Genomic DNA, 23,043 nt, shown 5'->3' on the forward strand with positions numbered 1-23,043 from the left:
ATCAAAATGCACAACGGGTTAAAAAATAATTATATTATAAGAATTGATAGGATAAAGTGCTAAAAGAATTGATTTACTACTAATGAAAAATGTTGATTCTTTATACGGTAAATAATATATTTTTTTATTTGTTAGTGTAGATAAATCATACGAATTATTTCTGCTTTTTTTAAGCTTTGAGTTATTTGTATTTTTTCTTTTGATTTTTTCTTTTGATTTTTTCTTTTGATTTTCTTTGTTTTATATTTTTTTCATGGTTAATAGAATCTTTAATTTCAAAATTAGATATAATTGTATTTTTAGAAATGTAAAAAGTAGTATTTTCTTTTATTGTGACTAAACCTTTAGAAATTGTTGGAATAGAATCATCTCTTTCTTTTATTTCAACATTATGCGCATTAATATAAATTGAACAAAAAAAGCAAAACAATAAAAGGTAAGTAGATGAGAAATGATCGAGAAATAGAAATAAAACTCGTCTCATAATCCATATTAATTAGTTAATTAAGTTAAAGATACATGATTTAAAACAGTTTTTTGAATATTTAACATTTATTATTATAAAAATTTTTTCTGAAACAAATCATTCGACTTTCTGAACTTTAAGTTTTAGTATCTACTCTTAATAATAGAAAACTAAACAAAATATTAAAAGGTTTAATAACCAAAATATAATTTACAAAAATGTAACTTATTTTTTTCTCTCTTTGTTGTCATATTCAATATTTCAACAAAGAGTATTGTTAAAAATATTTACGAATAAATTTATTTCCAAACAACTACATTCATCATCTTTTGAAAAGAAATTTTTATAGTGTTTTATGTACATTATTAAAAAACTTTTTAATACTTTTACAAAACATCATCTCGATGTATTTTTTTAAATTTAAAATGTAATCGATTACATTAATTTTAATAAATAACTATTATGATAAATTCTGAATTTAGATATGCACATCATCCTAATGATGTTAAAAAATATACAACTGAAGAACTAAGAGAACATTTTTTAATTCCTGATATATTTATAGAAGATCAGGTGAAGTTAGTCTATTCGATGTATGATCGCTTGATTATTGGTGGTATTTACCCAGCTAATCATGCAATAACTTTGGAACCAACAACAGATCTTAAAGCAGATTTTTTTTTAGAGAGAAGAGAATTAGGAATTATAAATGTTGGTGGAAAAGGAAAAGTAACTGTTGATGGAACTGAATACGAATTGAACAACAAAGAAGCTTTATATATTGGTAAAGGAAATAAAGAAATCGTTTTTGATAAACTAAATAACGAACAACCTTTGTTTTATATCAACTCTGCTCCTGCTCATCATTCGTATCCAACTAAGAAGATTACAAAAAATGAAGCTGAAATTGTTGAGTTAGGCGATTCTAAATATGCAAACAAAAGAACAATTAATAAACTTATTGTAAATAGTGTTTTAGAAACTTGTCAATTACAAATGGGTATGACCGAATTACATCCTGGTAGTGTATGGAATACAATGCCAGCTCATACACATGAAAGACGAATGGAAGCATATTTTTATTTTGATTTAGAACAAGGACAATCAATTAGCCACTTTATGGGACAACCAAATGAAACGCGTCACATTTTCTTACAAAACAATCAAGCAGTTATTTCACCAGAATGGTCTATTCACTCGGGTGTAGGTACTTCAAATTATACTTTTATTTGGGGAATGGCTGGTGAAAATATGGATTACAGCGATATGGATGGTGTAAATACGGATGAATTAAAATAATAGAATTATGAATTTATTTGATTTATCAGGAAAAATAGCTTTAATCACAGGTGGAACACATGGTTTAGGATTAGCAATGGCAGAAGGATTGGCACAAGCTGGTGCTGAGTTAGTTATTACAAGTACAACTCCTTCAAAACTTGAAGAAGCTTTACAATATTATAAAAGTAAAGGATTTACTGTAACAGGATATATTTTTGATGTAACTGATCAACCACAAGCAAAAAAACAAGTTGAATTGATCGAAAAGAATCATGGTCAAATTGATATTCTTGTGAATAATGCTGGAATTATCAAACGTGTTCTTGCGGTAGATATGGATGTCGAAGATTTCAGAAAAGTTATCGATGTCGATTTAGTTGGTCCTTTCATCATGTCGCAATTGGTTGCAAAAGGAATGATTGAGCGTAAAACTGGAAAAATAATTAATATTTGTTCGATGATGAGCGAATTGGGACGAGACAATGTTTCTGCCTACGCTTCGGCAAAAGGTGGATTGAAAATGTTAACGCGCAACTTAGCTACAGAATGGGCAAAACATAACATTCAAGTAAACGGAATCGGACCTGGTTATTTTGCAACTTCACAAACAGAGCCGATTCGTGTGGACGGAAATCCTTTCAACGAATTTATTATCAACAGAACGCCGACTGGTCGTTGGGGAAATCCCGAAGATTTAGCTGGAACAGCGGTTTTCTTAGCTTCGGAAGCGAGTAATTTTGTTAATGGACAAATCATTTATGTCGATGGAGGAATTTTAGCAACAATAGGTAAACCATCAAACGAGTAAAATTTAAATATTATATGAAATCATTTATAACTGATACATTTTTATTACAAAATAAATATGCCGAGGAATTGTATTTCAACTATGCTGAAAAACTTCCTATTATAGATTATCACAATCATTTATCGCCAAAAGATATTGCAGAAAATAGAGTTTTTGAAAATATTTCGAAAGTTTGGATTGCTGGAGATCATTACAAATGGCGTGCAATGCGAACGTTAGGAATTAACGAAAATTGCATCACAGGAAATGCTTCTGATTTAGAAAAATTTGAAGCGTGGGCGAAAACTGTTCCTCATACGCTTCGAAATCCTTTATTTCACTGGACTCATTTAGAATTAAAACGATATTTTGGAATCGATGAATTATTGAACGAAAATAACGCAAAAGAAATTTTCGAGAATACTTCCGCTCAATTACAACAAGCAGATAAATCTTGTCAAGGTTTATTAAGTTTAGTAAATGCTGAAACGGTTTGCACAACTGAAGATCCGACAGATACGTTAGAATATCATATAACGTTAAATAAAAGCAATTTCAAGACAAAAGTTAGTACAGCTTTTCGACCAGATAAAGCGATTCTAATTGAAAATCAGGATTACAATTCTTACATCAATAAACTTTCTGAAGTTGTTGGTTTCGAAATTAATTCGTTCCAAAACTTGAAAGATGCGTTATATAATCGAATTGAAGCGTTTAATGCAATCGGTTGCAAAATTTGTGATCATGGTTTGAATAATATTTCTTACGTAGAATTTACTGATATTGAAATTAATACAATTTTCGAATCAAAAAGAAATAATCAACCGTTAAATCATACTCAAATCGAGCAATTCAAAACTGCCCTACTTCTATTTTTAGGGGAAACATATCACCAATTTGGATGGATTCAACAATATCATTTAGGCGCACTTCGCAATAACAATGCTCGTATGCATCGTATTTTAGGTCCTGATACAGGTTGGGATTCTATCGGAGATTTTAAACAAGCGGCTAATCTTTCTAAATTCTTAAATAGACTTGACGGAAATGATAAATTAACAAAGACAATCATCTATAATTTGAATCCAGCTGATAACGAAATTTTCGCAACAATGATTGGAAATTTCAATGATGGAAGCGTAAAAGGAAAAGTGCAATTTGGTTCGAGTTGGTGGTTTTTAGATCAAAAAGATGGAATCATCAAACAACTAAATGCCCTATCTAATATGGGGTTAATAAGTTGCTTTATTGGAATGTTAACAGATTCAAGAAGTTTCTTATCTTTCCCTAGGCATGAGTATTTCAGACGAGTAATCTGTAATTTATTCGGAGAAGAAATGGCAAATGGCGAATTACCAAATGATATTGAATTAGTTGGAAAAACAATATCAGATATCTGTTATTACAATGCAAAAGAATATTTTGATTTTTAGATTTATTTATGAGCAATAATATTTTGACTTTTGGAGAAGTTTTAATGAGAATTTCTCCATCAAATCATAAAACTTTGCAACAAAGTAAAGAAGTAGAATTCTTTTTTGGTGGAACAGAAATGAATGTTGCAGCTTCTTTGTCTACTTTTGGTTGTAAAACGCAACACGTCTCAAATGTTTCGAATGATTTTGTTGGAGATGCAGCTATTTCCTACATGAAAAGTCTAGGAATTGATGTTTCATTTATTAAAAAAAATGAACATCCACTTGGATTATATTTTTTAGAAGTTGGTTCTGATGTCAGACCAAGTCGTATCGCTTATAACCGATTAAATGGTTCTTTTTCAAATATAAAACCAAACGAAGTTGATTGGAATAAAGCCTTAGAAAATTGCAACTTTTTCCATTGGACAGGAATTACACCTGGAATTTCAGAATCTGCTTACGAAACGTTGAAGCAAGGTTTACAATTCGCTTATTTCAAAGGTATTCATATCACAACTGATCCTGCTTATAGAAGTAATTTATGGAATTACGGGAAGAAAGGACAAGATATTTTGAAAGAATTAATCGGATATTCAACCATTTTTATTGGTGGAGTGAATGAAATCAATGAAATTTTAGAAACAAATTTCTCAACGGATAAGAATGGATTTACTGAAGCATCTAAAACATTGATGAAAGAAATTCCGTCAATTCAAAAAGTATTTGATAAAGTTAGAATTGGAATTAATGCAAGTTCGCAAGCAACACAAGGTAGAGCTTGGATTAATAATGAATATTTAGAAACAGAAGAAATTCATATCAACCATGTCGTTGATAGAATTGGAACTGGCGATGCATTTGCTGCAGGTTTGATTTATGGTTTGATTAATCACGATGATCAATTTGCTTTAAATTTTGCAAACGCAGCTTGCGCAATGAAACATACTATTTTAGGTGACACAAATTTAGCTTCTGTTGATGATATTTTAGAGTTAGTTAATGGAAATTTTGGAGGAAGAATAAAAAGATAAAAATGGCACGATTTACAAGAATAGAAGTCGCTTTAAAAGCAAAAGAAACTGGAATTGTTCCTGTTTTTTACCATCAAGACATCGAAATTTCTAAAAAAATTATAAAAGCTTGTTACGATGGTGGCGCAAGATTATTTGAATTTACAAACAGAGGCGATTTTGCGCACGAAGTTTTTTCTGAATTAAATAAATATGCGGCAAAAGAATTACCCGAATTAATCTTAGGAATAGGCTCTGTTTTAGACGCACCAACAGCAGTATTATATCTTCAATTTGGAGCAAACTTTATTGTTGCCCCTTCTTTAAATCCTGAAGTAGCAAAAGTTTGTAACCGAAGAAAAGTAGCTTGGATGCCTGGTTGTGGATCTGTTTCGGAAATTTCTTTAGCAGAAGAATTAGGAGCAGAAATCGTTAAAATATTTCCTGCAACACAAGTTGGAGGACCAGATTTTATCAAAGCTATAAATGGACCAATGCCTTGGACGAATATTATGCCAAGCGGAGGTGTTATGCCTACAAAAGAAAGCATAACAAGCTGGATAAATGCTGGCGCTTATTGTGTTGGAATTGGATCACAATTGTTCACAAAAAATTCATCAAATGAATATGATTACTCTCAAATTGAACGAACAGTTGGAGAATCAATACAAATTTATAAAGAATTAAAAAATATATGATTTAAAGGAAGAAGTCAAAAATAATAAATCACAAAAACACACTAAATGAAGAACGAAACTTCCATTAAACCAAGTAATTTTAGATGGACTATTTGCAGTTTACTATTTGTTGCCACAACCATAAATTACTTAGATCGTCAAGTTTTATCATTAACTTGGAAAGATTACTTAGTTCCAGAGTTTCACTGGAATAATAATGACTACGGAAATATTACCGCACTTTTTTCAATATTTTATGCTGTAAGTATGTTATTTGCTGGCCGATTTATTGACAAAATGGGAACTAAAAAAGGTTTCTTATACGCTATTGCAATTTGGTCAATTGGAGCATGTTTACACGCTTTTTGTGGAATTGCAACAGCAGGGTATATTACAGATAATTGGTTTGTTGGATTTGCTGGAGCAAAAGAAATCTTAGAAAAAGTAAGTGACACCTCATTAATTATTTCAACAAGTGTTAGCTTATTTATTTTTGCTCGATTAATTTTAGCAATCGGTGAAGCTGGTAATTTTCCAGGAGCAATCAAAGCAACAGCCGAGTATTTTCCGAAAAAAGACCGTGCGTTTGCAACAAGTATTTTCAATGCTGGTGCTACTGTAGGAGCATTAGCTGCTCCTCTTACAATTCCATTTATTGCAAAATCGATGGGTTGGGAAATGGCTTTTATCATCATCGGAGCATTAGGATTTATTTGGATGGGATTTTGGATTTATTTATACCAAGTACCACACAAACATCCAAAAGTTAATAGCGCTGAATTAGAGTATATTCAACAAGATATAGAAGAAAATACAGAAACATCTACAGAAGGAAGAAAACTAACTTTTTCTGAATGTTTTAAATACAAACAAACGTGGGCTTTTATCTTCGGAAAATTTATGACAGACGGTGTTTGGTGGTTCTACCTTTTTTGGACTCCAGCTTACTTAAGTTCAGTCTACAAGATGGATAGCACACAAAGTGCCTTACCTTTGTTTGTACTTTACATCATCACATTACTTTCTATTATTGGGGGATGGTTACCAAAATATTTTGTCGATAAATTAAACATGAATCCATATTCGGGAAGAATGCGCGCAATGTTAATTTTTGCTTTCTTTCCATTATTGGCATTATTAGCTCAACCTCTTGGTGCAACCTCTTTTTGGATTCCCGTAATTATCATCGGTATTGCTGGAGCAGCTCATCAAGCTTGGTCTGCAAATATTTTCTCTACAGTTGGTGATATGTTTCCTAAAAGTGCTATTGCTACAATAGTTGGAATCGGTGGTATGGCTGGTGGAATTGGTTCTTTTTTGATCAATAAATCATCAGGAGTTTTGTTTGATTATTCACACAAAAACTGGACAACTATCGATGGTACTCCATTATTAGAAAAATATCCTCAATACATCAACGAAAGATTACCAGAAAATTTACTTTCAGATTTAGAAAAATCAGGAGCAATTATAGTTGATGGAATCAACAAAGGTTATATGATCATTTTTACAATTTGTGGGGTTGCTTATTTAACAGCATGGATTGTCATGAAAATATTAGTACCAAAATACAAAGTGATTAAATAATCAATTTAAATTCAATAACTTGAAAACAAAATTAAATAAAAAACTATATCATCAAGAAAATGAACTTCCTATAAAAATTATTCAATTTGGAGGTGGAAATTTTATGCGCGCTTTTACAGACTATGTAATCGATAAACTGAATAAAGATGCCAATTTTAATGCAGGAATCGCAAACATAAAAGTGACACCTTCTGGAAGTTCATTTCATACTTTTGAAGAACAAGATAATCTGTATACTTTATTTATTCGAGGAATTAAAAAAGGTGAATTGATTGATGAAAATCGTGTTATTTCTGCGATTCAAAAATCGATTAATCCTTATAAAGAATACCAAGATTTTTTGAAATTAGCAAAAGAAGAACAATTGGAATTTGTTTTTTCTAACACAACAGAATCTGGAATTGTATTTGATCCTTCAGAAAACAAATTAGAAAATGCGCCCCACGAAAATTTTCCTGCAAAATTAACTGCGTTCTTATATGAAAGATATCTTTATTTTAATGGAGATACTGACAAAGGTTTAACAATTATTCCATGTGAATTAATTGAGAATAACGCCATTATTTTGAAAGATTATATTTTAGAATACGCTAAATTATGGAACTTAGAAAATGAATTTATTACTTGGATTAACACTTCAAATAAATTTCATAATACATTAGTAGACAGAATTGTACCTGGATTTCCAAAAGATGATTTAGAAAGCTACACAAATCAGTTAGATTATGAAGATGAATTGATTGTCGTTTCAGAAGCGTTCTTATTTTGGGCAATTGAAGGCGATGAAAAATTGGAAGAAAAAATTCCTTTTAGTAAAGCAAATGAACAGATTTTGCTTGTCAAAAATATAGCACCTTATCGTACTTCTAAAGTTCGAATTTTAAATGGCGCTCACACTTCAATGGTTCCTTTTTCTATTATGTTAGGTATAGAAACTGTTCGTGATGCAATCGATAACAAAGTAGCTGGAGATTTTATTAAAAATATTATTTATAATGAAATCATTCCTATCCTTGATTTACCAGAAGAACAATTAAAAGAATATACAGAAGATGTTTTAGATCGATTTAGAAATCCTTTTATCAAGCACTATTTATCGAGTATAGCGTTAAATTCTATCTCTAAATTCAAAGTTCGTGTTCTTCCAAGTTTATTAGATTATGTAGAGAAATTCAATCAAATTCCGAAAGGAATTACATTTTCTTTGGCTTGTTTAATTCGTTTTTACAAAGGTGATTGGAACAATGAAGAATTACCTATAAATGATGACGAAGCGATTATAAGTGAGTTCAGAAATATTTGGAAAAACAATGATTATCAACAAATAAGTCATTCTGTTTTGAAGAATATAAATTTCTGGGAACAAGATTTGACAAAGGTTAATCAATTAGAAAATGAAATTGAAAAAGCTCTTCGGCTAATTGATGAATATGGAATTGAAAAATCTTATGAAATATATAGCAACCAAACGATTTAAGAGAAAAAAATGCAGAAAAAAGCTATAAAAGTTAATCCAACGGATAATGTAATTGTTGCATTAGTTGACCTAAAAGTAAATGAAATTGTGGTCGTTGATAATGCTGAATATGAAATTCAGAAAGATACGAATGCGAAACACAAGTTTGCTGCAATAGATTTTGTAGAAAATGACACGATTACGATGTATGGTATTACTGTCGGAAAAGCCGTTTGCAACATAAAAAAAGGTGAAGTTATTACGACTGAAAATGTAAAACATCAAAGTTCTAAAGTCGAAAAGAAAACAGCTACAACGTCATGGACTCCTCCAAATATCGATAAATGGAAAGACAAAACATTTATGGGATATCACAGAGAAGACGGACAAGTTGGAACGGAAAATATTTGGTTGTTTTTTCCTTTGGTTTTTTGCGAAAATAGAAATGTTGAAATTTTGAAAGATGTTTTCGAAAAAGAATTATTATTCGAAAAACCATCAAAACATCAACTGCTTTTACGTTCGTTAATTCAGAATTCTGATGAAAACGAGCAAGACACAGATGAAGAAGACACTAGAGTATTCAAAAATATTGATGTTAAATTCGTTACACATCAAGGAGGTTGTGGCGGAATTCGACAAGATGCTGAAGCTTTAGGAAGATTGCTTGCTGGATATGTAAACAATCCGAATGTCGCTGGTGCAACAGTCCTGAGTCTTGGGTGTCAGAATTTACAAGTTGATATTTTTAAAGAAGCTTTACATAAAATCAATCCTGATAATCAAAAACCAATTATCGTTTACGAGCAACAAAAATCTGGAACAGTTGATAATATGTTGAACGGTATTATTAAAGATTCGTTCGAAGCAATCAAAAAAGCCAATGAAATTGAACGTAAACCAGCTCCATTATCTAAATTAGTTTTAGGATTAGAATGTGGAGGATCAGATGGTTTTTCTGGTATTTCTGCTAATCCAACCTTAGGCTATTTATCAGATATTATGGCTGCAATTGGAGGTGCTACCATTTTGTCCGAATTTCCCGAATTGTGCGGAGTTGAACAAGAATTAATCAATCGTTGTGTGAATGAAAAAGATGCCGAAAGATTTTTACAATTAATGAAAGATTTCGAAGATTCTGTTGTTGCCGCTGGTTCTGGATTTGACATGAATCCTTCTCCTGGAAATATAAAAGATGGATTAATAACAGATGCGATGAAATCTGCTGGTGCAGCTAAAAAAGGGGGTTCCTCTCCTATTCAAGATGTTTTAGATTATACAGAATATATCAAAAAACCTGGTTTAAATTTGCTATGTACACCAGGAAATGATGTTGAATGTACAACTGCATTAGTCGGAACTGGATCTAATATCGTCTTGTTCACTACAGGTTTAGGAACGCCTACTGGAAATCCTGTTGCCCCTGTTGTAAAAATTTCTTCGAACACAGCATTACAAGAAAAAATGCCTGATATTATCGATTTTAATACGGGAGAAATCATTACTGGAAATAAAACAATTGAAGAAACCGCTAACGAACTTTTAGAATTTATCATAAAAGTTGCAAGCGGTGAAGTCAAAGTAAAAGCTAAGATTTTAAATCAAAACGATTTTATCCCTTGGAAAAGAGGCGTTTCTTTATAACCTATTTTCTTTTCGAAGATTTTCGAATATGAATTTGAGGATTTAAAACAACCTTTTTTTCTATGCTTATCCCTGAAAAATTTTCGTTCATATATTCCAGAAATACTTGAGCGGAAATTTTTCCCATTACATCTGGTGTCTGATCTACACTACTAATAGGTAATTCCATATATTGCGTAAATGGCTCATTACTAAAACCTATTATTGCAACATCTTCAGGAATGCTTATATTTTTCTTTTTCAATTGTTGACAAGCTCCCAACGCTGCATAATCACTGGCCGAGAAAATACCATCTGGTGGCGATGATAAATTCCATAATGTTTTTATTGCTTCAACCCCATCTTCTATCGAACTTTTAATTGAAAAAACATATTCTTCTTTAAAAGCTAATTTATTATCTTTCAATGCATCGATATAACCATTGTAACGATTCTGATAAATCTCTAAACGCAAATCTCCAGATAAATGACAAATTCTACGACAACCTTGTTTAATCAAATGCTCGGTTGCCAAATATCCACCCTTATAATCATCAATTGTTACAGTACTGATTCCTGCAATATCTTTTTTACGGTCAAAAAATATGATTGGAGTATTAGATTCTTTTGCAGTTTCTATGTGCGAAATATCTTCCGTCGTTTTAGAAACAGACATAAAAATACCATCAACCTGTGCATTCAATAATGTATTTAGTTGTTTTCTTTCTAAATCTACATCTTCGTGACTTTGACAAATAATAACATGGTAACCATGTGGAGACAACTCCTCTTCTATCCCACGAATTAGAGATGAGAAAAAATTTGTATTAATATAAGGAACAATAATCCCAATATTATTTGTCTTCCCACTTTTTAGAGCCTGCGCTAAAGTATTTTGTTTGTAATTAAGCTCTTTAGCAGCTTTCATAACCAACTCTTTCGTTTTCTGACTAATTTTAGGATGATCGTTTAAAGCCCTCGAAACGGTAGCAGCACTAATATTCAATTTTTCAGAAATATCATATATTGTAGCACTTTTTTTCATAATAAGGTAAAATTCAAGTTCGTTATCAAGATTCGGTAAATATAAATTAAATCTCAATAGTATTATATAGTAATGTATAAATTACAATGGTTCTAAAACTATTAAAAAGCATTCAAAACACATTTGTAATCGATTACAAATTTACTTCAATTTATATATTTTTATATTCAAAAATTCAATAAATCACCAAAAAAATTATGATCTAAATTAACCACTTTAGCTTATTTAAGTTAGAGTATATATAAATATCAGTCAACACAAACAGATATTGTATTAAATATCAATAACTAACAAATAGATTAATTATTTTTTATAAATTTTAATATTTTATTTGATTTTAAAAAAAATAGTTATATTTTAGTGTACTATATACACTTTTATATTTAATAATGTAATCGATTACGCTAAAAATTATTTAGTTTAACAGAAGAAACACAAAACCACACATATGAGGATATCTAAAATTAAGTTATTCACGCTTTTGCTTCTACCAATTGCGAGTTTTGCGCAAGAAGAAATAAAAGTTTCCGGAACAGTTAAATCATCTATTAATAATTCACCTCTTAATGGAGTTGACATTTATGTAGATGGGACAACGTACGAAACAATTACAGATGAAAATGGATTTTATGAAATTGTTGTTCCAGATAACTCGACTTTAACCATTACCTATGATGGTTATGAAATACAGACTATTCCTGTTAATAAGAAAGGAACAATCGATATAAAACTGAAAGATCTTGTTGCAACAGAGCAACAAAATCTAAATGAAGTTGTTGTAATTGGATATACAACTGTAACACGTGATGAATTAACAGGTTCTGTGGCAAGTGTAAATGCTGATCAGATAAAAGATATGGCAGTAAATTCTGCTGCTGAAGCTATACAAGGTCGATTAGCTGGTGTACAAGTTAGTATGTCCGAAGGTGCACCAGGAGCTGATGTTACAATTAAAGTTCGTGGAGGCACATCGATTACACAAGACAACAGCCCTCTGTATATCGTGGATGGAATACAAGTAGAAAATGCCTTATCTATTTTATCTCCACAAGAAATTGCAAGTATTGATGTTTTAAAAGATGCAGCTTCTACTGCTATTTATGGTGCGAGAGGTGCAAACGGTGTTGTGCTTATTACGACAAAAAGTGGTTTCAACATGCCTACACAAGTTACTTATTCTAATTATACTGGATTTAGAGAAATTCAGAATAAGTTAGAAGTAATGACTCCGTATGAATTTGTACGTTATCAGTATGAATTGTATAATATTAATAATGATGAGCAATTAGCAGATTCTTTCAGAAAAAGATATGGAGATTTTAACGATATAGATATCTATAAAAGTATGGAAGCGAGAGATTGGCAAGAAGAAGTTTTTGGTAGAAAAGCTTTTTCTCAAAATCATAACGTTTCGATTGTTGGTGGAAATAAATCGACTGATTTCAGTTTAAATTTAAATCACATCAACGAAGATGGAATTATGCTGAATTCTGGTTACAAAAGAAATTTAGCAAACTTCAAATTAAATCATAAAATCAGCGACAAAGTAAAAACGGGAGTTAGTTTTAGATATAGTAAAGATAAAATCATGGGAGCTGGTACTTCAAATACAGGTTCTCAATCAAATAACAGACTTCGTAATTCAGTGAGATATCAACCTTTTGCTGCTCCAGGAAACGAATCGTATGTTGATTTCTTCGATCCAGATTATTATGCACAAACAAACCTTACAAGTCCTGTTTTGCTAGCGAATAATGAAGTAAGAGAAGACGAAAGACAAAACCTTTTGATGAATGGTTACTTGTCTTGGCAAATTGTCAAAGGGTTAACCTTCAAATCTGTTTTTGGTTATGTACAAACAGATCGCAATGACAATAGTTTTTACGGAAATATCACAAGTGTTGCAATGGCAAATGCTAATCTTCCTGTGGTTGATATGCGTGCAAGTCAAACAAGAAGAATTTCAAATTCAAATACATTACAATATTCACCAAGATTAGGTTCTAATCATAAACTAGATGTAATGATTGGACAGGAAATTGTAAAAACAGACGGAGAAACATCAAGAACGTATATCAAATGGTTACCAAAAAATATTTCGGCTAATCAAGCATTTTCTAATTTGCAAAGTGCGGTTCCTCCTGCAGGAATGGTACAAGATCCAGTTTCAACATCAGTAAATGTGGATCGATTGGCTTCGTTTTTTGGACAAGTTAATTATTCGTTCAATAAAAAATATATGTTAACACTTTCTGTCAGAACAGACGGATCGAGTGTATTCTCTCCTGATAATCGTTATGCTACCTTCCCTTCTGCTTCATTTGCTTGGAATGTTGCAAGAGAAAATTTCTTAAAAGATTCTTCTTGGATTGACGAACTAAAATTACGTTTAAGCTATGGTACTTCGGGTAATAACCGCATTGAGCCATTCTTATATTCAACATTCTTTAGTAGTTCAAGTAACTGGGGATATTCATTTGATAATGCTGTAGTTCCAGGTTTAGCTCCTAATGAAAGGTTGGCAAATTCGGGTGCAAAATGGGAAAAAACAATTTCTAAAAACATTGGATTAGATTATACTTTATTCAATAAACGTGTTTATGGTAGTATCGATGCTTATGTAACAAATACAAAAGATTTATTATTATTGGCTAAAATTCCGCAAACAGGCGGATACGAATACCAATATCAAAACTCTGGTGAAACGGAAAACAAAGGAATTGAATTTACAATAGGTGCTGATATTGCGAAATCTAAAAACTTTAAATGGAATGTAAACTTCAATATTTCTCATAATCAAAATGTTATCAAATCTTTAGGAAAAGATGTAACTGGTGATGGTCTACAATACTATTATCAATCATCTGGATGGGTAAATAATTTGCAAGATTTCAAAGTTGAAGTAGGTAAACCTATCGGACAATTCTATGGTTATGTAACAGACGGATGGTACAAAGTGAGCGATTTCGATTACAATCCATCAACTCAAAAATATACATTAAAAGCTGGTGTTGCAAGCAATTCTGCTGCGGCATTAGGTTCAAAAGATGTGCGTCCTGGAGATTTAAAATTGAAAGATTTAAATAACGATGGAATAATTGATGATAATGATAAAACAGTTTTAGGAAATGCTCAACCTAAATTCTATGGTGGATTTAATCAACAATTTCAATGGAAAAATATCGACCTAAGTATGTTCTTCACTTATTCTGTTGGTAATAAAGTTTACAATGCCAATAAAGTTGAGTTTACAACACAATATTTATACCGCGACAACAATATGTTAAAAGCAGTTGCTGGAGCTTGGAGAAATTTTGACGATAACGGAAATCGAGTAACAGATCCTACACAATTAGAAGCTCTAAACGCAAATGCTACATTTTGGTCACCTCCTTCTGGAAATTATATTTTACATTCTTATGCCATCGAAGATGGATCTTATTTAAGATTAAGCAACGTTACAGTTGGTTATTCTTTACCAGAAGATATGTTAGCAAAAACGAAATTTATTAGCAAAGTAAGAATCTACGCAACAATCAATAATTTATTTACAATTACTGGTTATTCTGGTTATGATCCTGAAGCAAATACAAGACGCACAAGTCCTTTAACTCCTGGAGTTGATTACGCTGCCTATCCACGAAGCAGATTTTTCTTAACAGGTATTAATGTTACTTTCTAATCTCAAAACACATCAAAAATGAAAACAAAAACAATTATAAAAATATTAGGCGTTAGCATCGTTTTATTAACAACAACATCATGCGATGATTATTTGGATGTTAGTAGCCCTTCCAATACTTCCGAAATAGAGGTTTACAACGATGCAAGTTACACTTACTCTGCTTTGGTTGGCGTATATAATCAATTGGCTGGTGATAATGGTTACGGAAACAGAATTTCTTCTATCATTGGACAAGCTGCAGATGATTTCAAAACATCAGGTGATTACAATTGTAACGATCGTCGTGGAATTAGTATGTACAATGCATGTCCTACAAATCCAGAATTAGACAAACCTTTCCGTCAATTATACACAGGAATCGAAAGAGCAAATTTATTAATTTATAATATTCCGACATCTGATGTCTACAAATCTGGAAGTGATAGTGACAAAAAGTTAATGGATAGATATTACGGAGAAGCATTGACGTTAAGAGCGCAATATTATTACGAATTAATCAGAAACTTTGGTGATGTTCCATTTCAAGATAAACCATCTTCTCAGTACGAACATATTTTCCTTCCAAAAACTGATCGTGATGAAGTGTATGAAGTTTTATTAAATGATTTAGAAACTGCTTCAAAAGTTATTCCATGGAGAGCCGAATCTGGAGATCCTACAACACGAATTACAAAAGCTTTTGTGAAAGGCTTACGTGCTCGTATTGCACTTGCTAGAGCTGGATATTCGTTGAGAAGACAGCCTGTACAGATGGTTAAAGGAACAAATCCAGAAAAATATTACCAAATTGCTCGCAACGAAACGTTTGACATTATGCAACAACGTGGAAGTCATAATATCAATCCAAATTACGAAGATGTTTTCCGTGCTATTCACGAAGGTCGCATGGATAATACAAACGAAATGATTTTTCAAGTAGGTGCTTTTGGCGGAAATGCGCGAACTGATAGTAAACTTGGTTATTACAACGGATTACGTCATAATGCAGCTTCTAAATGGAATGGTGGTGGCGGAATAAATGCTTTACCAACTTATTTTTATGAATTTGATAAATATGATCAAAGACGAGATGTAACAATCAATGCGTTCGAAATTAATGCAGATGATTTAACACAGGTGGTAAAAATTGATGCTTTAACAGACGGAAAATTTAGAAAGTCTTGGACAAAAGTAACTGGTCCTTCTCAAAATGTTGGAATCAATTGGCCTATTATGCGTTTTGCTGATGTTTTATTAATGTTTGCTGAAGCAGAAAATGAATTAAATGGTGGACCAACAGCTGCTGCAATAGATGCTTTAAGAGAAGTTAGAGCAAGAGCTTATGCGAACAATCCTGATAAAATGCCTGCGGTTACAGCGAATGGTTATCAAGGCTTTTTTGAGCAAATTGTACACGAAAGATTATTAGAATTTGGTGGAGAATCTATCCGAAAATATGACTTAATCAGATGGAATCTTTTAGGTCAAGTGGTAACAGAAACTCGTGTTAAATTACAAAATCTATTAGATGGAACGGGAGAATATGCCAATGTACCTAAATACATTTATTACAAAATTGGTAAATACGATCCAACGCAAACTGCACAAAAAACTGTTTTGAATTTAGATACTTATTTTGTTGGAAATGATAAAACAGAATTGTTTTACACGCCTTCTGTAGCTTCTACTCCAACGGGATATACACGCATAAACTGGCAAACTGGAATGGCTGCGACAATGATTAACGACGAGCGAAAAGGTTGGTTACAATATTACAAACCAAATCATTCAGAACTGTTGCCTATTTATCAAGACATCATCAATACAAACTATAATTTAACACAAGATTACGGATACTAAAACACAATTATTATGAAAAAAACTTTTTATAAAATATTGATTATAGGAACAGTATTACTTACTGCAAATGCTGTAATCTCTTGTAATGATGATGAATTTCAGTCAGAATCTAACGATCCAATGAGAATGTTTACACCATTGTCTTTATCTGCCGAAAATTTTGAAACAGAAACTAAAGTCACATGGTCACCTTCTCTGTATACTAATAATATTGACGAAACTTATACAACAGAAGTTTCAAGCGATTCGTTATTTACAAATCCAAAAGATATCATTTTAACAAAAAAAACAGATTCTGCTGGAGTTGTTATTACGGATCAAGAAATTCCCGTGAGAAAAAATTTCTTTATACGTGTTAAAACAAATGCTTACGAAAACAGACCAGAATCTCACTGGTCTGTTAGTAAGCGAATTAAAATTATTGGAATCCAAATTTTGCATCCTATTTATGATCCAAATATTCTGGAGAATCAAGCAACGGTTAGTTGGGATGTAACTGCTGGAGTAACTGAATTGAGATTTCAAGCATATACACAAGTTTCTGGTCAGGATCCTGTTTATGTTAGCGATCCTATTATAAGTCAAATTACAAGTAGCGAAGCTACTGCTGGACTTAAAACAACAAAAGGGCTTAATCCAAGTACACGATATACAGTCGAAATTTATAAAGGAAATACAAGCGTTGGTTCTCAGAATTTCACGACTAAATCGTCTACAAGTTATAGTGTTATTGCTAATTCTGGCGATGATTTAATCACCTTGATTAACAATGCAAAAGATGGTGATATCATTGGATTAAATCCTGGTAAATATGATTCTGGAGATAAATTGTTTGCAATTAATGCGAAGAAAATTTCATTGATTGGAATTTCTGGAAATCCAGAAGATACAAAAGTTTCTTTCAAAGAATTTACGTTAAATGATACTGGGGCTGGTTTATATCTAAAGAATATCGAATTAGATGGAAGCGCAAATACGGCAGATTATTTAATCAATTTGACAAGCAGCAGCAGCAATGGTGCGAAGGCTAATTTTGCAAATGTATTGATTGAAAACTGTATTGTAAGTAGTGTTAAAACCTCAGCTTTCAGAGCAAATAGAGGTCCAAATAGCGGATATGTAATGGATAAATTTGAGATTAAACATTCTTTCTTCAAGAATTTCCCAGCTTCATCTTACGGATTTTTACATTTAGACAAATTAGTTTTTAACGAAGTTAATATCGAAAATTCAACATTTACAGAAGTTGGAGATTTATTTATTCGATACAGAGAAAGTATTACTACGCCATCTGCTAACGCAACAATTAATGTCAACAATTGTACAATTAATAGTTTTGGACAAAGTTCTTCTTTTCCACTATTAGACAATAATAACGTGCCGATCAAAGCTAATTTTACCAATAATATTATTGCAAATTCGCCAAGAGTTGGAGGAAGTTTATCGAGTAATAATTTAATTCGTTTAGCTACTTCAAGTACAGCTGTTTTTACGTTCAACAATTTCTATAATTTGACGAATGGTAAAGCAGCTGATTTACAAAAACTTGTTTTTCCTACTGGAGGAGTAACTTCTACGAATAATCAAGAAAATGCTCTAAATTGGACAAACACAACAATTGATTTTACATTACCAGTCAATTCTCCATTAAGAACTGCATCTTCTACAGGTGCTGCGATTGGAGATCCAAGATGGTGGAATTAATTAAACGATAAAAAATGAAATCACACATCGCAATTACATTTATATTTTTAATTCATTCATGTTTATTTGCACAGAATTTACCTGCTTTTCCTTCTGCCGAAGGATATGGCAGGTACAGTTCTGGTGGACGAGGTGGAGAAGTCTATATTGTCACAAATCTCAACGATTCTGGTAAAGGAAGTTTACGATACGGAATTCAAAAAAAATTGAGCAGAACAATCGTTTTTGCTGTTTCTGGAAACATTATATTGCAATCTCCTTTGGATATTAATTACGGAAATATTTCTATTCTTGGACAAACTGCTCCTGGAGATGGTATTACGGTTTCTAATTATCCTGTAACCATCAAATCTGACAATGTAATTATTCGTTACATGAGATTTCGTTTAGGCGATTTAGCAAAAGTAGAAGGTGATGCTTTGGGTGGTCGAAATGCACAAAATATAATCATAGATCATTGTTCGGTAAGTTGGGCTACAGATGAAAACATCTCGTTTTATCGTGTCAAAAATCTTACAATTCAATGGTCTATCATATCAGAAGCTCTTAATAAATCTATCCATGTAAAAGGAGCGCATGGTTATGGTGGAATTTGGGGTGGTGAGCCTGCAAGTTTCCACCACAATCTAATTATGAGTAACAATAGTCGAAATCCTCGTTTTAGTGGGTCAGAATCAACGATGAATCCTGAAGATGAAATGGTTGATTTTCGTAATAATGTAATTTTTAATTGGGGCGCAAATTCTATTTATGGCGGAGAAAAAGGAAAATATAATTTGATTAATAATTATTTCAAATCTGGACCAGCCACAAAACATAAAAATAGAATTGTAAATCCTTCTATTCCATATGGTAAATTTTATGTCAACGGAAATTTTGTAAAAGGTTATGCTGATATAACAGCAAATAACTGGAATGGCGGTGTACAAGCCGATGAACCTTTAAAAGCAAAAGCTGAAACTGAATTTGGTAAAAATGAAATTATCACTCATTCTGCTGAAAATGCCTACAAAATGGTTCAAGCACATGCGGGAGCAAGTTTAAAACGCGATGAAGTTGATAATCGATTAATTGGTTATTTAACAAACGGATATCCAAAAAATATGACCGGAATTATCGATAGTCAAACAGAAGTTGGCGGATTTCCTACGTTAAAAACATACAATATTCCTACAGATACAGATCAGGATGGAATGGACGATGAATGGGAAAAAAGAAATAATTTGAAAGTTGGCATTAACGATGCAAACGGTTACAATTTATCAAGTCAATATACCAATTTAGAAGTTTATGCAGAATCATTAGTTTCAGAAAAGATTAATTCAGCGAATAACAAAGTCAAAGATTATGATTTTATTGTAGCGAAAGATGGTTCAGGGCAATTCAAAACTATTCAAGAATTAATTGCTGCACTACCCGATTTTAGTCGAGTTCCTGTAAAAGTTTTGATTAAAAATGGTGTTTACAAAGAAAAAATCACCTTACCTCCTTCTAAAACGATGATTAATTTTATTGGTGAAGATCAACACAAAACCATTTTGACGTATGATGATTACGCATCAAAATTAAATAATATTGGTCAAGAAATTGGAACATCTGGTTCGGCTTCATTTTTTATTTTTGGAGATAATTTTTCAGCCGAAAATATAACATTCGAAAATAGCGCAGGCGAAGTTGGACAAGCTGTTGCTGTTCGCGTTGATGCAGATAAAATAAAATTTACAAATTGTCGGTTTTTAGGAAATCAAGATACGTTATATTTAGTGAAAAGCGGAAGCAGACAATATTTTAAGAACTGTTACATCGAAGGTACAGTCGATTACATTTTCGGAGCAGGAACCGCTTATTTTGAAAACTGTCAGCTAAATAATAAAGGGAAAGGATACATTACAGCGGCATCAACGACAGAAGATCAGAAATACGGTTTCGTTTTCGAGAATTGTAAGATTTCTGGGAACAATCAAGATTCTCATCATTTGGGAAGACCTTGGCGACCTTTTGCTCAAACTACTTTCATCAATTGTGACATGGATTTGTCTGTTAAAGCAGAAGGTTGGAACAATTGGGGGAAAGTTGCAAATGAATCTACAACACGCTACTCCGAATACAAATCTACAGGTAAACATATCGCAAATAAAAGAGTTAAATGGAGTCGTCAATTAACTGCTCAAGAAGCTTTAGCTTTCTCTAAAAATAATGTTTTAGGTGATTGGATCGTCAATTAAACTCCTCACTAATTTTAAAAAATAAATACGTATGAAAAAAATTATTGCCACAATAACAACATTAATCCTTGTCACTTCTTGTAGTAACAGATTGGTTCAACATGAAAACAATGGATTTACCTATTCCGAAATTTCTATAAAAGAAGGCGGAAAATGGGTAGATGGAAAAAGAGGTCACAAAGAGTACGAAGGCGGAACATTTCGAAATGTACAAGAACATACTCTTGATCCTCAGCATACCGATCATGCTTTCGATATTCGATACGAAGGTCCAGGTTGGGAAAATCAAAATGTTGGTTATCGTTTGTATTTGGATTGGAGAAATGCTGTTGATATTTTCGGAAAAAAAGTAAAAACGCAAGTTTTGCAAGATGTTGGACAAGATGGATTTGATTCTTATCACGATCCTCAGCCTTGGGGACAAGATATTCTGAAAGCTGGTAAATCGCTTGGAATTGGTGGTTTTGGACGATTAGTGAATGATACGGTTGCGCATTTGCATCAAGTTGAAAATACATATGTCAAAGTTAAAAACAGTAAAAATGTTTCGAGTTTTGAAATTGATTATTCTAAATGGAAAACTGCGGATCACACAACAGATGTAAAAGCAAAAGTTTCGATTTATCCTTATGATCGTTTTTCTAAATTTGAATTGAAAACTTTTGTCTTAACGAATGGTTTAACAACTGGTTTGGTGAAATTCAAAAATATTCCGTTGCAGCAAAAGAAAAGCGCAAATGGAAGTTGGGGATATATCGCAACCTACGGAAAACAAACTTTAGTTGACAAAAATGATTTGCTTGGAATGGCAATTTTCTATAAATCGGATGAGGTCGAAAAATTAGTAAACGGAAAAGATGATCATTTAATCGTTTTCAAACCGACAACCAAAACAATGACATATTATATTTTGGCAGCTTGGGCACAAGAGCCAAATGGACTTAAAAACGAAACTGAATTCTACAATGATTTGAATTCGAAATTAGTTCAATTAGAAAAGTCTAATCGTTTATAAATAGTTGATAATGAAAAATATTTTAAAAACAACGGTTTGTGGTTTGATGATAATTTCGAGTACGTCTTGTATCAGTCAGAAAAAAAATACAGAAAATATTCTTGTCGATCCAAAGTTAAAATGGTCAGAAAGAATGGCAATTTCAGAAACTATTCGTTTCCCTGATCCTACACTTTTAGATTTTCAAAAAAAACCACGTTGGAGTTATACAAATGGATTGGTTTTAGACGCTATGTACAAAGTATATGAGCAAACAAATAACCAAACTATCTATAATTATATCTACGATTATGCAAATAGAATGATTGATTCGAATGGAAAAATTGATACGTATAAGTTCGAGAATTATAATTTAGATATGATTAAATCTGGCGACGCAATTTTTGATTTATACGAAAAAACAAAAGAAAATCGATTCAAAATTGCAATGGAAACGTTAGATAAACAATTAGAACAACAACCAACAACAACGGAAGGCGGATATTGGCACAAAAAAATCTATCCAAATCAGATGTGGTTAGATGGTGTTTACATGGCCGAACCTTTTCATGCAAAATATGCTACAAAATTTCAGAGCGCAACTGAAGCGAAAAAATCGTATGATAAAATTGTTTTACAATTTGACTTAATCGAAAAATATAACCGCGATCCAAAAACTGGTTTATATTATCACGGTTGGGACGAAAGCAGAAAAGAAAAATGGTCAAATAGTACAACAGGTCTTTCTCAACACTTCTGGTCGAGAGGAATGGGTTGGTACGGAATGGCTTTGGTTGATGTGTTAGACTATTTACCAAAAGATTATCAAGGTCGTGATAAATTAATCAAATACCTTAATCAATATGCGGAGGCAATTGTGAAGGTTCAACATTCTTCGGGAACTTGGTATCAAGTTTTGGATCAAGGAAATAGAACAGGAAATTATTTGGAAGCAACAGGTTCATCGATGTACGTTTATACGTTAGCAAAAGGTGTTAACAAAGGTTATTTACCAAAATCATACATGAAAAATGCCAAAAATGGATTTGAAGGAATTTTAAAAGAGTTTATTCAAGTCGATGAAAAAGGTATTGTAAGTTTAGAAAAATGTTGTTCTGTTGCTGGTTTAGGTGGAAATCCTTATCGCGATGGTTCTTACGAGTATTACATTAGTGAAGAAATAAGAGCAAATGATCCGAAAGGTACTGGACCATTTATTTTAGCTGCATTAGAATTAAATCGTTAA

The 23,043-nt window shown here is 32.0% G+C and carries 15 protein-coding genes; 14 read left to right on the plus strand and 1 reads right to left on the minus strand.

Annotated features, from left to right (window positions below):
* The first annotated feature begins 928 nt into the window (after nucleotides 1–928).
* Genes kduI through B3578_RS02540 form a run of 8 tightly spaced genes read left to right on the plus strand, consistent with a single transcriptional unit; the run spans nucleotide 929 to nucleotide 10,326 of the window.
* Entirely contained in the window at nucleotides 929–1,765 is an 837-nt protein-coding gene (gene kduI / locus B3578_RS02505; protein WP_286495601.1) for a 5-dehydro-4-deoxy-D-glucuronate isomerase, read from the plus strand.
* Nucleotides 1,766–1,772: 7 nt separating this feature from the next.
* Complete coding sequence (locus tag B3578_RS02510; protein WP_291046863.1) at nucleotides 1,773–2,555, plus strand: gluconate 5-dehydrogenase; 783 nt, start codon at nucleotides 1,773–1,775, stop codon at nucleotides 2,553–2,555.
* A gap of 14 nt (nucleotides 2,556–2,569) precedes the next feature.
* Nucleotides 2,570–3,967, plus strand: a complete 1,398-nt coding sequence (gene uxaC / locus B3578_RS02515; RefSeq protein WP_219035359.1) for a glucuronate isomerase — start codon at nucleotides 2,570–2,572, stop codon at nucleotides 3,965–3,967.
* Nucleotides 3,968–3,975: 8 nt separating this feature from the next.
* A complete protein-coding gene (locus tag B3578_RS02520; RefSeq protein WP_286495603.1) occupies nucleotides 3,976–4,983 on the plus strand; it encodes a sugar kinase in 1,008 nt (335 codons plus the stop codon).
* A 2-nt stretch (nucleotides 4,984–4,985) separates the two neighbouring features.
* Nucleotides 4,986–5,660, plus strand: a complete 675-nt coding sequence (locus B3578_RS02525) for a bifunctional 4-hydroxy-2-oxoglutarate aldolase/2-dehydro-3-deoxy-phosphogluconate aldolase (RefSeq protein ID WP_221855132.1) — start codon at nucleotides 4,986–4,988, stop codon at nucleotides 5,658–5,660.
* Between the two features lie 45 nt (nucleotides 5,661–5,705).
* A complete protein-coding gene (locus B3578_RS02530; protein WP_221855134.1) occupies nucleotides 5,706–7,226 on the plus strand; it encodes an MFS transporter in 1,521 nt (506 codons plus the stop codon).
* Between the two features lie 19 nt (nucleotides 7,227–7,245).
* Nucleotides 7,246–8,703, plus strand: coding sequence for a tagaturonate reductase (locus tag B3578_RS02535; RefSeq protein WP_286495604.1), 1,458 nt, complete (start codon nucleotides 7,246–7,248; stop codon nucleotides 8,701–8,703).
* 9 nt (nucleotides 8,704–8,712) lie between these two features.
* Nucleotides 8,713–10,326, plus strand: a complete 1,614-nt coding sequence (locus tag B3578_RS02540) for a UxaA family hydrolase (protein WP_221855138.1) — start codon at nucleotides 8,713–8,715, stop codon at nucleotides 10,324–10,326.
* 1 nt (nucleotide 10,327) lies between these two features.
* Here B3578_RS02540 and B3578_RS02545 read toward each other — a convergent pair whose 3' ends face one another.
* A complete protein-coding gene (locus B3578_RS02545) occupies nucleotides 10,328–11,350 on the minus strand; it encodes a LacI family DNA-binding transcriptional regulator (RefSeq protein ID WP_038330468.1) in 1,023 nt (340 codons plus the stop codon).
* A 448-nt stretch (nucleotides 11,351–11,798) separates the two neighbouring features.
* Here B3578_RS02545 and B3578_RS02550 point away from each other — a divergent pair, with 448 nt between their 5' ends.
* The 6 genes from B3578_RS02550 to B3578_RS02575 are packed head-to-tail and all read left to right on the plus strand — an operon-like array spanning nucleotide 11,799 to nucleotide 23,043.
* Nucleotides 11,799–15,032: a SusC/RagA family TonB-linked outer membrane protein gene (locus B3578_RS02550; RefSeq protein ID WP_291046868.1), complete on the plus strand. Its 3,234-nt coding sequence runs from the start codon at nucleotides 11,799–11,801 to the stop codon at nucleotides 15,030–15,032.
* Between the two features lie 18 nt (nucleotides 15,033–15,050).
* A complete protein-coding gene (locus B3578_RS02555; protein WP_221855142.1) occupies nucleotides 15,051–16,874 on the plus strand; it encodes a RagB/SusD family nutrient uptake outer membrane protein in 1,824 nt (607 codons plus the stop codon).
* 12 nt (nucleotides 16,875–16,886) lie between these two features.
* Nucleotides 16,887–18,578, plus strand: coding sequence for a DUF4957 domain-containing protein (locus B3578_RS02560; RefSeq protein WP_291046870.1), 1,692 nt, complete (start codon nucleotides 16,887–16,889; stop codon nucleotides 18,576–18,578).
* A gap of 14 nt (nucleotides 18,579–18,592) precedes the next feature.
* Nucleotides 18,593–20,803 carry a pectinesterase family protein gene (locus B3578_RS02565; RefSeq protein WP_219034319.1) on the plus strand — a complete coding sequence of 737 codons (2,211 nt, stop codon included), beginning with the start codon at nucleotides 18,593–18,595 and terminating at the stop codon, nucleotides 20,801–20,803.
* 31 nt (nucleotides 20,804–20,834) lie between these two features.
* Nucleotides 20,835–21,818: a DUF4861 family protein gene (locus tag B3578_RS02570; RefSeq protein WP_291046874.1), complete on the plus strand. Its 984-nt coding sequence runs from the start codon at nucleotides 20,835–20,837 to the stop codon at nucleotides 21,816–21,818.
* Between the two features lie 10 nt (nucleotides 21,819–21,828).
* Entirely contained in the window at nucleotides 21,829–23,043 is a 1,215-nt protein-coding gene (locus B3578_RS02575; protein ID WP_291046876.1) for a glycoside hydrolase family 88/105 protein, read from the plus strand.

Source organism: Empedobacter sp. UBA1574, from assembly GCF_002322895.1.
Taxonomy (GTDB): Bacteria; Bacteroidota; Bacteroidia; order Flavobacteriales; family Weeksellaceae; genus Empedobacter; species Empedobacter falsenii_B.

Excerpts from the sequence above, each read along its gene's own strand:
- kduI (WP_286495601.1), top strand. The coding sequence starts at position 929 with ATGATAAATTCTGAATTTAGATATGCACATCATCCTAATGATGTTAAA.
- B3578_RS02510 (WP_291046863.1), top strand. The coding sequence starts at position 1,773 with ATGAATTTATTTGATTTATCAGGAAAAATAGCTTTAATCACAGGTGGA.
- uxaC (WP_219035359.1), top strand. The coding sequence starts at position 2,570 with ATGAAATCATTTATAACTGATACATTTTTATTACAAAATAAATATGCC.
- B3578_RS02520 (WP_286495603.1), top strand. The coding sequence starts at position 3,976 with ATGAGCAATAATATTTTGACTTTTGGAGAAGTTTTAATGAGAATTTCT.
- B3578_RS02525 (WP_221855132.1), top strand. The coding sequence starts at position 4,986 with ATGGCACGATTTACAAGAATAGAAGTCGCTTTAAAAGCAAAAGAAACT.
- B3578_RS02530 (WP_221855134.1), top strand. The coding sequence starts at position 5,706 with ATGAAGAACGAAACTTCCATTAAACCAAGTAATTTTAGATGGACTATT.
- B3578_RS02540 (WP_221855138.1), top strand. The coding sequence starts at position 8,713 with ATGCAGAAAAAAGCTATAAAAGTTAATCCAACGGATAATGTAATTGTT.
- B3578_RS02545 (WP_038330468.1), bottom strand. The coding sequence starts at position 11,350 with ATGAAAAAAAGTGCTACAATATATGATATTTCTGAAAAATTGAATATT.
- B3578_RS02550 (WP_291046868.1), top strand. The coding sequence starts at position 11,799 with ATGAGGATATCTAAAATTAAGTTATTCACGCTTTTGCTTCTACCAATT.
- B3578_RS02555 (WP_221855142.1), top strand. The coding sequence starts at position 15,051 with ATGAAAACAAAAACAATTATAAAAATATTAGGCGTTAGCATCGTTTTA.
- B3578_RS02560 (WP_291046870.1), top strand. The coding sequence starts at position 16,887 with ATGAAAAAAACTTTTTATAAAATATTGATTATAGGAACAGTATTACTT.
- B3578_RS02565 (WP_219034319.1), top strand. The coding sequence starts at position 18,593 with ATGAAATCACACATCGCAATTACATTTATATTTTTAATTCATTCATGT.
- B3578_RS02570 (WP_291046874.1), top strand. The coding sequence starts at position 20,835 with ATGAAAAAAATTATTGCCACAATAACAACATTAATCCTTGTCACTTCT.
- B3578_RS02575 (WP_291046876.1), top strand. The coding sequence starts at position 21,829 with ATGAAAAATATTTTAAAAACAACGGTTTGTGGTTTGATGATAATTTCG.